This is a genomic window from Bradyrhizobium sp. WSM3983 (assembly GCF_000473045.1).
Taxonomy (GTDB): domain Bacteria; phylum Pseudomonadota; class Alphaproteobacteria; order Rhizobiales; family Xanthobacteraceae; genus Bradyrhizobium.
Genome location: NZ_AXAY01000001.1, coordinates 112672 through 124585, shown reverse-complemented (window position 1 = coordinate 124585; position 11914 = coordinate 112672). Strand labels below are relative to the sequence as shown.

The window sequence follows — 11914 nt, the reverse complement described above, 5'->3', positions numbered from 1 at the left end:
CGCCCGCCGGTCAGCGCGGCGGGTGCCGTCAGTATTTCGAAGGCACGTACATCTCCGGTGGGATCGGACCGCGGTGATAGTCGGGATTGCGGACGCGCGGCGGCAGCACCACGGGGGCGCGCGCGACCTCCTGGTACGGCATCTGGCTCAGAAGATGCGCGATGCAGTTGAGGCGGGCGCGCTTCTTGTCCACGGCATCGACGATCCACCACGGCGAGTCCGGCAGATGCGTGTGCTCCAGCATGGTCTCCTTGGCCTTGGTGTAGGCCTCCCAGCGGCTGCGTGCCTCGACATCCATCGGGCTCAGCTTCCACTGTTTCAAGGGATCCTTGATGCGCATGGTGAAACGGAACTGCTGCTCGTCGTCCGTGATGGAGAACCAGTATTTGACGAGGATGATGCCGGAGCGGATCAGCATCCGCTCGAACTCGGGAACCGTCTTGAAAAACTCCTGATACTGCTCGTCGGTGCAGAAGCCCATCACGCGCTCGACGCCCGCGCGGTTGTACCAGCTGCGGTCGAACAGCACCATTTCGCCGCCGGCCGGCAGATGCGACACGTAACGCTGGAAATACCACTGCGTGCGCTCGCGCTCGCTCGGCGCCGGAAGCGCCGCGACGCGGCAAATGCGGGGATTAAGACGCTGGGTGATGCGCTTGATGACGCCGCCCTTGCCGGCGGAGTCGCGGCCCTCGAACAGCACGACGACCTTCTTCTTCTCGCTCTGCACCCAGTCCTGCAGCTTGACCAGCTCGCCCTGGAGGCGGAGCAGCTCGCGGAAATAAACCCGGCGATCGACCGTCGGGTTGAGAACGTCGGTCTCGTCCAGCAGCTCGTCGAGACGGGCGTCATCGAGCTCCATCTCCAGCTCCTCGTCGAGGTCGTCGGCCATCTCCTGGATGATGCGCTCGCGCTTGGCGGTCTGGGCGGTGCGGTCGGATGCAGTCATGGGTCTCTCTCTCGGGCCGAGGGTGCCTGTCGCCCGTGACCATCGGCGGGGTTTATTGCGTCCATGTGACACCGGCGGCGGGCCGGTCCGAAATGCCCGGCGGGGCCGTCAGACCGGCAGCGCGATCGAATATTTGACCTGGCTGAGCGCAAAGCTGGACTCGATCGAGGCGATGCCGTCGAGCCGGGTCAGCTTGGTCTTGAGGAACGTCTCATAGGAGGCGAGGTCGGCCGCCACCACGCGCAGGAGATAGTCGCGGTTGCCGGTCATCAGATAGCACTCCAGCACCTCGTCCCATTTCGAGATCGCGCGGGCAAAGCGGTTGAGGTCCTCCTCCTTCTGCCGCGCCAGCTTGATCGAGATGAAGACGCTGACATGCAGGCCCAGCGCCTTCTGGTCCACCGTCGCGATATAGCGCGAGATGACGCCGCGTTCCTCCAGCAGCTTGACGCGGCGATGGCAGGGCGAGACCGAGAGCCCGACCTTGTCGGCGAGCTCCTGCATGGTCAGCCGGCTGTCGGTCTGGAGGGAGCTGAGGATTTTGCGGTCGATGGCGTCGAGCTCGGGCATTGGGATGAAACCTGTATTTGGCTGGGCTAGATTGGTAAAATATCCCAATATTCGGTGTTATGGCGCGAAAAATTGAGAAGTATGACGGCGCCCGCAGGCGTATCATTTGGGACCTGTTTCCGGGAGCATTGTCATGCCCGTTGATTCCGCCCGTCTCGACACGTTGACCGCACTGGCCCGCAAGGCGCTGTGGCTGTCGTCATGGACGATCCACCACGCCAACCATGTCCGGTCGAACACGGACGGCCTCAAGGTCGGCGGCCACCAAGCGTCCTCGGCCTCGCTCGCGACCATCATGTCGGCGCTGTATTTCCACGTGCTGCGCCCAGAGGACCGCGTCGCGGTAAAGCCGCATGCGAGCCCGGTGTTCCACGCGATCCAGTATCTGTTCGGCCGGCAGACCCGCGAGAAGCTCGAGAATTTCCGCGGCTTCAAGGGCGCCCAGTCCTATCCCTCGCGTACCAAGGACGTCGACGACGTCGATTTCTCGACCGGCTCGGTCGGCCTCGGCGTCGCACAGACGCTGTTTGCCTCGCTGGTGCAGGACTACGTCAAGGCGCATGGCTGGATGAAGGACCGCCGCGAAGGGCGGATGATCGCGCTGGTCGGCGATGCCGAGATGGACGAGGGCAACATCTTCGAAGCCCTCGCCGAAGGCTGGAAGCACGGCCTGCGCAACACCTGGTGGGTCGTCGACTATAACCGCCAGTCGCTCGATGCCGTCGTGCGCGAGGGGCTCTGGGAAAAGTTCGAGACCATGTTCCGCAATTTCGGCTGGGACGTGGTGATCGTGAAATACGGCCGGCTGATGCGCGAGGCCTTTGCCGAGTCCGGCGGTGAGGCGCTGAAGACCTGGATCGACAATTGCCCGAACGCGCTCTACGCCGCGCTGTGCTTCCAGGGCGGCGCGGCGTTCCGCAAGCATCTCCACGACGAGATCGGCGATCAGGGGCCGATCACAAAACTGATCGACAAGCGCAGCGACGAGGATCTGCTGGCGCTGATGTCCAATCTCGGCGGCCACGACATGGCGAGCATGCTGGACGCGTTCGAATCCATCGATCACGACCGTCCGGTCTGCTTCATCGCCTACACCATCAAGGGTGTCGGCCTGCCGTTCCAGGGCCACAAGGACAACCACGCCGGCCTGATGACGGTCGCGCAGATGGAGAAATATCGCGAAAGCCAGAACATCCGCCCCGGCCACGAATGGGACAAGTACGAGGGCCTGACGCAAAGCGCCGCCGAGCTCGACGCCTTCCTCGCGCGCGTGCCGTTCAACAGGGACGGCCGGCGGCTGACTGCGCCTGTCGTCGAGGTGCCGCAGCAGCTCGCGTTCAAGCCGTCGCCGCAGATGTCGACGCAACAGGGCTTTGGCCTCGTGCTGAACGAGATCGCACGCGGTGACGGCGAGCTGGCAAAACGCATCGTCACGACCTCGCCCGACGTCACGGTCTCGACCAATCTCGGCCCGTGGGTGAACCGGCGCGGCCTGTTCGCACGCGGCGAGAAGGCCGACTTATTCCGCAGCGAGAAAATTCCATCCACCTTCAATTGGGACTTCTCGCCCAAGGGCCAGCATCTCGAGCTCGGGATTGCCGAGATGAACCTGTTCATCATGCTCTCGGCACTCGGGCTGTCGCACCAGATCAACGGCGAGCGGCTGCTGCCGGTCGGCACGCTCTACGATCCCTTCATCGAGCGCGGGCTCGATGCGCTCAACTATGCCTGCTACCAGGATGCGCGCTTCATGGTGGCGGCGACGCCATCGGGCATCACGCTCGCGCCGGAGGGCGGCGCGCACCAGTCGATCGCGACGCCGCTGATCGGCATGGCGCAGGACGGGCTCGCTTCGTTCGAGCCCGCCTTCGTCGATGAGCTCGCCGTGATCATGGCTTTCGGCTTTGACCACATGCAGCGCGATCCGGGCGAGGGCGGCTCGGTGTATTTGCGGCTGTCGACGCGCTCGATCGAGCAGGCGCAGCGGATCATGACGCCAGAGCTGCAGCAGGGCATCACCGACGGCGCCTATTGGCTGCGCAAGCCGGGCCCCAATGCCGAACTCGTGATCGCCTATACCGGCGCGGTGGCGCCTGAAGCAATCGAGGCGACCGGCTTCATCGGCGAGAGCCGCCGCGACATCGGCCTGCTCGCGATCACCTCGGCCGATCGCCTGCATGCAGGCTGGACCGCCGCGCGAAAATTGCGGCGCGATCGACGCGGCGTGCAGCACCTCAGCCACATCGAGAAGCTGCTGGCGCCGTTGCCGCGCGACTGCGGCATCGTGACCGTGATCGACGGCCATCCGTCGGCGCTCGGCTGGCTCGGCAGCGTCCGCGGCCATCGCGTCGAGGCGCTCGGCGTCGAGCAGTTCGGCCAGACCGGCACCATCGCCGACCTCTACCGCCATTACGGCATCGACGCGAACGCGATCATCGATGCGGCGGAAAGTCTCACCACCGGCGCGCCCGTACTGCACCGGAAGATGGCGGTCTGACGTCGCCCCGGCGAAGGCCGGGGCCCATACGCCGCAGCGGTCGTTCTAGTCCACAGGCGGTAGACACCTGAGCAAGCCAACTGCGCCCTGTGGTTATGGGTCCCGGCCTTCGCCGGGACGACAGTTAGGGCCACCTTGCCACGTTCCCGCCATCGGCTCATATGACCTCCGTCTGCCGCAACGCTGGCCCCGCATATGGCGGGTTCAATTGCTGGCGCTTTCGTGCAAGGATGCCTGCCGAAACGCCCCCTCCAAGCCCGAAAAGAAGAGGTTAACGATGGTCAATCGCATGCAATTCTACATCGACGGCGCCTGGGTCGATCCCGCCGTCAAGAAATCCACTCCGGTCGTCAATCCGGCGACGGAAGAGGCGATGTACGACGTTGCGCTGGGCTCCAAGGCCGACGTCGACAAGGCGGTTGCCGCCGCCAAGCGCGCCTTTGCAACATTCTCCCAGACCAGCCGTGATGAGCGCGTCGCGCTGCTCACGAAAGTGATCGAGATCTACAAGGGCCGTCTCAAGGAAATCGGCGCCGCCGTCTCCGACGAGATGGGCGCGCCGCTGCCGATGGCGGAAAAGCTCCAGGCTGGTGCGGGCCTCGGCCATCTCATGACCACGCTCGACGTGCTCAAGAACTATCATTTCGAGGAACCGGTCGGCACCGCGATGGTGCTGCGCGAGCCGATCGGTGTGGTCGGCATGATCACGCCCTGGAACTGGCCGCTCAACCAGATCGCCTGCAAGGTCGCGCCCGCGCTCGCCGCCGGCTGCACCATGATCCTGAAGCCGTCGGAGTTCACGCCCACCTCGGCGCTGCTCTTCGCGCAAATCCTCCATGAAGCCGGCGTGCCGAAGGGCGTGTTCAACCTCGTCAACGGCCTCGGCCCCGAGGTCGGCGCGGCCATGAGCGAGCACCCCGACATCGACATGATCTCCTTCACCGGCTCGACCCGCGCCGGCATCGATGTGGCCAAGCGCGCGGCGCCGACCGTGAAGCGTGTCAGCCAGGAGCTCGGCGGCAAGTCGCCGAACGTCATCCTCGAAGGCGCCGACCTGCAGAAGGCGGTGACCGGCGGCGTGATGCACATGTTCAACAACTCCGGCCAGTCCTGCAACGCGCCCTCGCGCATGATCGTGCCGCTGTCGAAGATGAAGGAGGTCGCCGCGATCGCAAAGGCTGTCGCCGACAAGACCAAGGCGGGCGATCCGCGCGCCGAAGGCACTACCATCGGCCCGGTCGTCAACCGTGGCCAGTGGGACAAGATCCAGGGGCTGATCAAGAAGGGCATCGACGAGGGCGCAACGCTTGTCGCCGGCGGCCCGGGCCTGCCCGAAGGCGTCAACAAGGGCTTCTACGTCCGCCCCACCATCTTCGCCGACGTCACCCCTGACATGACGATTGCGCGCGAAGAGATCTTCGGACCGGTGCTGACCATCATCGGCGCCAAGGACGAAGCCGAGGCCGTGCACATCGCCAACGACACACCCTATGGTCTTGCCGGCTACGTCACCGCCGACACGGTCGAGAACGCCAGGCGCGTCGCCCGCCAGATTCGCGCCGGCAACGTCAATCTCCAGGGCGTGCCCAACGACCGCACCGCGCCGTTCGGCGGCTACAAGCAGTCGGGCAACGGCCGCGAGTGGGGCAAGTACGGTCTCGAGGACTTCCTCGAAGTGAAGGCCGTCGCCGGCTTCAACGCGGCGTAGGCTTTGGCGCCTAAACAAACATGACGCCGGAGCGGGAAATCGCTCCGGCGTTTTCTATTTTTTTGCTGGAGTGTCTCGACAAGGAGAGGTGCCGTAGGGTGGGCAAAGGAGCGAAGCGACGTGCCCACCATTGCGCGACGAGCAAGTAATGGTGGGCACGCTTTCGCTTTGCCCACCCTACGAGACCATCGCCGCGGAGCGCCTATCCCCCCACCGCCCCCTGCGTATTCACATACAGCGCGTAGATCGACTGGCTCGCCGCCATGAACAGGCGGTTGCGCTTGACGCCGCCGAAGCAGAGATTGGCGCAGCGCTCGGGCAGCGCGATGCGGCCGACCATGACGCCGTCGGGCGCGAACACCACGACGCCGTCGAGCTCGGGATCGCCCATGCCCCAGCCGCACCAGAGATTGCCGTCGATATCGCAGCGCATGCCGTCCGGCGTGCCCGGACCGGCGTCGATGTGAACGCGTTTGTTCGAGATCGTGGTGCCGTCTGCCGAGACGTCATAGGCGAGGATTTTTCGGTTCGGCACACCGCGCGATTCCACCACATAGAGAATCTTCTCGTCCGGCGAAAAGCACAGCCCGTTCGGGCCCAGCACGCCTTCGGCGACGATGGTCGCCTTGCGGGTCACGGGATCGAGCCGGTAGACGTTCGGGTCGATCTCGGGCTCCGCCTTGTAGCCCTCGTAATTGCCGAGCAGGCCGAAGGTGGGATCGGTGAACCAGATCGAGCCGTCGGACTTCACCACGATGTCGTTCGGCGAGTTCAGCCGCTTGCCGTTGAATGAGTCCATCAGCACCGTGATCTCGCCGTCATATTCGGTGCGGGTTATGCGGCGGCCGCCGTGCTCGCAGCTGACCAGCCGGCCTTGGCGATCCCTGGTGTTGCCGTTGGCGAAATTGGAAGGCTTTCGGAAAACCGACACTGCGCCGGTCTCTTCCTCCCATTTGATGATGCGCTGGTTCGGGATGTCGCTGCAGAGCAGATACCGCCCGTCGCCGAACCAGACCGGCCCCTCGGCCCAGCGCAGGCCGGTTGCCAGCCGCTCCACCGCTGAGAGTTTCAACCAGTATTTTTCGAAGCGGGGGTCCAGTGCTTTTATCGCCGGATCGGGGTAATAGGTCGCCGGCTGCCAGCCTTGAGTGTGGGACGATGCATCGTTCATGTGCAATTCTCGTTGTTACGTTCCCTCTGCCCAAGTCTGCTATCATTAGAGACCTGTGACCGCAAACCGGTCGCCAAATACGAGGAAAGACATGTCGCGCATCTTGATGACGGGAGCTTCGGGCGGGATCGGAACACGCCTGCGGAAATTGCTGCCGCCGATCTATCCGGACCTCCTGCTCAGCGACATCCGTCCGCCCGCCGATCTCGGGGCGAACGAGCAGTTCAAGGCGGCGGACCTGTCCGACCTCGCGCAATGCGAGGCGATCTGCGAGGGCGTCGACGGCATCATCCATTTCGGCGGCTATTCGGTCGAAGGGCCCTGGGACGACATCCTCCAGGCCAACATCATCGGCGGCTACAATCTGTTCGAGGCCGCCTACCGCAAGGGCGTCAAGCGCGTGGTGTTCGCGTCCTCGAACCATGCCGTCGGATTCTATCCGCGCCACCGCAGGATCGACACCGACGTCACCGCTCGCCCAGACGGCCGCTATGGCGTCAGCAAGGTGTTCGGCGAAGCACTCGGCGCGCTCTATGCCGACAAGCACGGCCTGAAAGTGACTTGCCTGCGCATCGGCAATTTTGGTGACGTGCCGCTCGACCTTCGCCGGATCTCGATCTGGCTGAAGCCGGAAGACCTCGTGCAGCTCTGCCAGATCGGGCTCGAGCATCCCGACATTCATTTCGAGGTGTTTTATGGCGTGTCGCTGAACGAGCGCGCCTGGTGGGACAACCACCGCGCCTACGAATTCGGCTATCGCCCCACCGGCCGCTCCGAGGACCATGTGGCGCACGCCATGGCGGAGCAGGCCAAGCTGAAGCCCGATCCGGTCGGCGATCACTACCAGGGCGGCGCTTTCTGCAGCAACGAGTTCGACGGCGACGCGAGCCGGATCATTGACTGGAATAAGCGGTAGTATCGACGAGATAAGTCGAGGCGTTGCCCACAGCGCAGCGCCCTCCCTCGCCCCGTTCTTACGGGGCGCGACGAGCTTCGCTCGCGCTGGGAGCGTTGGGCTGAGGGGCCGTCTCCACAGGCGCGGTGAGAGTCGGGCACGCAACCATTCCCCACATGTCATTGCGAGCGCAGCGAAGCAACCCAGCGTCTTTCCGTGGAGGGATACGGGATTGCTTCGCTGCGCTCGCAATGACGTGTTGAGAGAGCGTTGCTGCCAGCGCGCACATGACTCGCTGAGACTTCCGGTTGATCCAGTCAACGTCGCTTTCGTCGTCTGGCTCTCGATCGTGCGATCGCAATTCAGCAACCGCTGCCTGTTCATCACCTGGCGGCGATTTCGCGACTTATCTTTTGCAATCGCGTGAAAGCTGCCCACGCCTTTGGATATTCGATATCCTTTGGATCAATCGTGAGCAACGCCCTGCATGCCTCGTTGATGTCTTCCGCTGAAGGACGCATCGAGACGTCGGCCGACGGCTCCGCCTGTTTCCAGCGGTCCTCTACGACTTTCGCGAGCTTTAGTGCTTCGGACGGGGTTCGTTTCCGGGTTGGCTTCGCAAGCGCGTGATCCGCAGGGAATTTGGGCCACGCGGTGGGCGGCCGATCTGCGTGCCACTCACTCTCCTTGGCAACCTCACGCGTGGCGGCCGGATTTGGCTGCTGTCTATTGGCAGCATCCGGCGGAACGGTCCGGGCGGCCAGTTCGCGGACCTGCTGCTCCATTGTCCCACCAGACGACGATCCGCCCGCCGAGCGGGCGGGCGTCGTCAGCACGGGCGCAACCGAAATCTGCACTTCAGGGGCGACTTTCTGAACGGCCTCGACGACCGACGTCAGCCCTGGCGACGCAGCCGGCCGCTGCTGCACGACCTTGTCCTCTCCGGTGGGGCAAGGTCGGTATCCCGATTGATATTGCGTGATCCGTCCGTCGTCATCGATGCGGGCAAAATCGATGGCTACAGTGTAGACGAACGCGGCGTTGACGGATTGGCCGGACTTGTCCCTCGCGTTGACAGCGCCGCAGACATACCTCGCCGTGTCGGCCTCGACTGAACGGAGTGTGCCGAATTTAGCCGAGTCCGGATTGATCAGCGTATGTCGGACTGCTGCTCGGGCCCTCCTATGTTCTGTGGAGAACGTGCTGATCAGAACGTCTGGGTTGATGATATCGGGCTGGTAGTACAACCCATACTCAATGGCGAAAAATGCTCCGCCGAAGGCCAATGCGATCAGGAAACCGGGTACATTCATCTGACTGTTCCGGGTAACGGAACCCGGCATGGTTGTTGTCTCTCTCTGAAACCATTTGCGATAGTGTCTTCTAACAACCCGTTAACAGGTTGAGTAGTTTAGATGATTCTACCAAAAGATTAGCGATTTGATCGGATGATTTCCGCCGGTTCCGTTGCCGGCGCGAGGTTTATCCGTATTGGCTGCTGCTGCGCTGACAATCGCGTGAGCGCTAGCGCCCCTTCTCTCCCGCAATCCTCGCCAGATAATCCGACTTGCTGAATTGCATGTGGTCCACACACAGCTGCGCGAGCGCCCAGCTGTCGCGGCCCTTCAGCAACTCGATCATCAGCTCGTGCTGGCGCCGCGATTGCGCCAGCCCGTCGCAATCGGCCAGGTTCTTGGCGCGCATCGGTAGCGTCAGGTTCATGTAGTCCTGGAGCGAACGCACCAGATAGGGATTGCCGCAGGCTGCGAACAGCGTGACGTGGAAGGCGTCGTTGGCTTCGTGGATGCCGCGCAAATCGCGGATGTCGGCCTTCGCGCAATAGTCTCGTTGCAAGGCAGTCAGTTCGTCGATCAGGCCTTGCGGCGCGGGCAGGGGGATCATCAGCGCGGCCTGCCGCGTCAGCATCTCCCGGACCTCGTAGATCTGCCGGACTTCCTCGGCCGAATAGAACCGCACGGTAGCGCCGACGTTCTTCTCGCGGCGGACGATGCCGCGGCGTTCGGCTTCCACCAGCGCCTGGCGCACGAAGTGGCGCGAGGTGCCGTAGCGCGACATCAGCGCGTCCTCGGTCAGGCGCGCGCCCGGCGGCAGACGGCCGAAGATGATGTCTTCCTCCAGCCGCGCGACGACGTCGTCCGGATCGTCGCGGCGGAGCGTTGCCGATTCAGCGCTTGCAGTGTCGGTCATGCCTCAGCCTCCTGGCCCGGGAGGGCCCAGGTCCAGCCGCTCTTGTGGATCAGGGAAGGTCCAGATTGTCAATAATTTGTCTTGAGGAGGGTGCCATGGCGCCGATTTGGTCGAATATTCCACGCTGTTATTGACAATCAGGGGGCAGGCTGTACCACAATGGCAACGTGGAAGGAGTGGCATGATGACGAGTGGTTTGCGCAAGGGTCTGACGAGCTATGGCGATGCCGGTTTCTCGCTGTTCCTGCGCAAGGCGTTCATCAAGGCCATGGGTTATTCCGACGATGCGCTGGAGCGCCCGATCGTCGGCATCACCAACACTTACAGTGACTACAATCCCTGTCACGGCAACGTCCCTGAGATCATCGAGGCCGCCAAGCGCGGCGTGATGCTGTCGGGCGCGATGCCGTTCGTGTTCCCGACCATCTCGATCGCCGAGAGCTTTGCGCATCCGACCTCGATGTATCTGCGCAATCTGATGGCGATGGACACCGAGGAGATGATCCGGGCCCAGCCGATGGATTCGGTGATCGTGATCGGCGGATGCGACAAGACCCTGCCTGCGCAGGTGATGGCCGCGATCAGTGCCGACCTGCCGACCGTTGTCATTCCGGTGGGGCCGATGGTGGTCGGCCATCACAAGGGCGAGGTGCTGGGCGCCTGCACCGACTGCCGCCGACTGTGGGGCAAGTATCGCGCTGGCGAGATCGACGATGTCGAAATCGAAGCGGTCAACGGACGTCTCGCGCCGTCGGTCGGCACCTGCATGGTGATGGGCACGGCATCGACCATGGCCTGCATGATCGAAGCCATGGGCCTGTCGCTGCCGATGAGCGCGACGATCCCGGCACCGCATGCCGAGCGCTTTCGTCTCGCCGAGGCGAGCGGCCGGGTTGCTGCAGAGATGGCCAAGACCAAGGGGCCGAAGCCGAGCGAGGTCTTGACCCCGGCCTCATTCAAGAACGCGCAGGTGGTGCTGCAGGCCATCGGCGGCTCGACCAACGGCCTGATCCATCTGACCGCGATGGCGCATCGCTCGCCGCATCGGCTCGATCTCGGAGCGTTCGACCAGATCGGCCGCGAGGTGCCGGTGCTGGTCGACCTCAAGCCGTCCGGCGAGCACTACATGGAGCATTTCCATCACGCCGGCGGCGTGCCGAAACTGCTGGCGCAGCTCGGCGACCTCGTCGATCTCGACGCGAAGACGATCTCGGGCGAGAGCCTGCGCGATGTCGTCGCGAATGCGGAGGACGTGCCCGGGCAGGACGCGATCCGGTCGCGCGACAATCCGATCAAGAAGGAAGGCGGTCTCGCCATCCTGCACGGCAACCTTGCGCCGCGTGGCGCCGTCATCAAGCAGTCGGCGGCGAGCCCAAAACTGTTGCAGCACACCGGCCGCGCGGTGGTGTTCGAATCCATCGAGGACATGACCTTGCGGGTCGACGATCCCGAGCTCGACGTGAACTCCGATGACGTGCTGGTGCTGCGCAATGCCGGCCCCAAGGGCGCGCCGGGCATGCCCGAGGCGGGCTATCTGCCGATCCCGAAGAAGCTCGCGCGCGGCGGCACCAAGGATATGGTGCGCATTTCGGATGCGCGCATGAGCGGCACCGCGTTCGGCACCATCGTGCTGCACATCACGCCGGAATCCGCCGTCGGCGGACCGCTGGCGCTGGTGAAGAACGGCGACAAGATCAGCCTCGATGTGGCCAAGCGCAGCATCGAGCTGCTGGTCGATGCTGCCGAGCTGGAGCGTCGGCGCGCCGCGTTGAAGCCGGCCGCGTCTCCCGACGAGACGCGGCGTGGCTACGCGTGGCTATTCGACAAGACCATCCTGCAGGCCGACGAGGGCTGCGACTTCGACTTTATGCAGAGGACTGGACCAAAGACTGAAAAGGGCTGACAACCACTCGAAC

General features: G+C 63.9%; 9 protein-coding genes. 4 read left to right on the top strand and 5 right to left on the bottom strand.

The genetic code is table 11. From position 1 onward, the window contains the following. Positions 1-28: 28 nt before the first annotated feature. Positions 29-949: a polyphosphate kinase 2 gene (gene ppk2, locus YUA_RS0100555; RefSeq protein ID WP_027528876.1), complete on the bottom strand. Its 921-nt coding sequence runs from the start codon at positions 947-949 to the stop codon at positions 29-31. 108 nt (positions 950-1057) lie between these two features. Further along, complete coding sequence (locus YUA_RS0100550; protein ID WP_027528875.1) at positions 1058-1519, bottom strand: Lrp/AsnC family transcriptional regulator; 462 nt, start codon at positions 1517-1519, stop codon at positions 1058-1060. Positions 1520-1652: 133 nt separating this feature from the next. On the opposite strand from YUA_RS0100550, the gene YUA_RS0100545 reads away from it, so the two are divergent. Both YUA_RS0100545 and YUA_RS0100540 read left to right on the top strand, forming a co-directional pair. Further along, on the top strand, positions 1653-4016 hold the full coding sequence (locus tag YUA_RS0100545) for a transketolase (RefSeq protein ID WP_027528874.1): 2364 nt from the start codon (positions 1653-1655) through the stop codon (positions 4014-4016). Positions 4017-4293: 277 nt separating this feature from the next. Next, a complete protein-coding gene (locus tag YUA_RS0100540) occupies positions 4294-5724 on the top strand; it encodes an aldehyde dehydrogenase family protein (protein ID WP_027528873.1) in 1431 nt (476 codons plus the stop codon). Positions 5725-5926: 202 nt separating this feature from the next. Here the strand turns inward: YUA_RS0100540 and YUA_RS0100535 are convergent, their stop codons facing one another. After that, a complete protein-coding gene (locus YUA_RS0100535; RefSeq protein ID WP_027528872.1) occupies positions 5927-6895 on the bottom strand; it encodes an SMP-30/gluconolactonase/LRE family protein in 969 nt (322 codons plus the stop codon). Positions 6896-6986: 91 nt separating this feature from the next. On the opposite strand from YUA_RS0100535, the gene YUA_RS0100530 reads away from it, so the two are divergent. Continuing rightward, entirely contained in the window at positions 6987-7811 is an 825-nt protein-coding gene (locus YUA_RS0100530; protein ID WP_027528871.1) for an NAD(P)-dependent oxidoreductase, read from the top strand. 362 nt (positions 7812-8173) lie between these two features. Here the strand turns inward: YUA_RS0100530 and YUA_RS0100525 are convergent, their stop codons facing one another. Together YUA_RS0100525 and YUA_RS0100520 are read right to left on the bottom strand one after the other, a co-directional pair. Next, positions 8174-9103 carry a hypothetical protein gene (locus YUA_RS0100525; RefSeq protein ID WP_027528870.1) on the bottom strand — a complete coding sequence of 310 codons (930 nt, stop codon included), beginning with the start codon at positions 9101-9103 and terminating at the stop codon, positions 8174-8176. Positions 9104-9314: 211 nt separating this feature from the next. Further along, entirely contained in the window at positions 9315-9998 is a 684-nt protein-coding gene (locus tag YUA_RS0100520) for a GntR family transcriptional regulator (RefSeq protein ID WP_027528869.1), read from the bottom strand. Between the two features lie 184 nt (positions 9999-10182). Between YUA_RS0100520 and YUA_RS0100515 the strand changes: the two genes are divergently transcribed. Continuing rightward, positions 10183-11901, top strand: coding sequence for an IlvD/Edd family dehydratase (locus tag YUA_RS0100515; RefSeq protein WP_035970338.1), 1719 nt, complete (start codon positions 10183-10185; stop codon positions 11899-11901). The last annotated feature ends 13 nt before the right edge of the window (positions 11902-11914 follow it).

What these genes read in the sequence shown, in the direction of transcription:
- ppk2 (WP_027528876.1), bottom strand. Translation starts at nt 949, where the DNA reads ATGACTGCATCCGACCGCACCGCCCAGACCGCCAAGCGCGAGCGCATC.
- YUA_RS0100550 (WP_027528875.1), bottom strand. Translation starts at nt 1,519, where the DNA reads ATGCCCGAGCTCGACGCCATCGACCGCAAAATCCTCAGCTCCCTCCAG.
- YUA_RS0100545 (WP_027528874.1), top strand. Translation starts at nt 1,653, where the DNA reads ATGCCCGTTGATTCCGCCCGTCTCGACACGTTGACCGCACTGGCCCGC.
- YUA_RS0100540 (WP_027528873.1), top strand. Translation starts at nt 4,294, where the DNA reads ATGGTCAATCGCATGCAATTCTACATCGACGGCGCCTGGGTCGATCCC.
- YUA_RS0100535 (WP_027528872.1), bottom strand. Translation starts at nt 6,895, where the DNA reads ATGAACGATGCATCGTCCCACACTCAAGGCTGGCAGCCGGCGACCTAT.
- YUA_RS0100530 (WP_027528871.1), top strand. Translation starts at nt 6,987, where the DNA reads ATGTCGCGCATCTTGATGACGGGAGCTTCGGGCGGGATCGGAACACGC.
- YUA_RS0100525 (WP_027528870.1), bottom strand. Translation starts at nt 9,103, where the DNA reads ATGAATGTACCCGGTTTCCTGATCGCATTGGCCTTCGGCGGAGCATTT.
- YUA_RS0100520 (WP_027528869.1), bottom strand. Translation starts at nt 9,998, where the DNA reads ATGACCGACACTGCAAGCGCTGAATCGGCAACGCTCCGCCGCGACGAT.
- YUA_RS0100515 (WP_035970338.1), top strand. Translation starts at nt 10,183, where the DNA reads ATGACGAGTGGTTTGCGCAAGGGTCTGACGAGCTATGGCGATGCCGGT.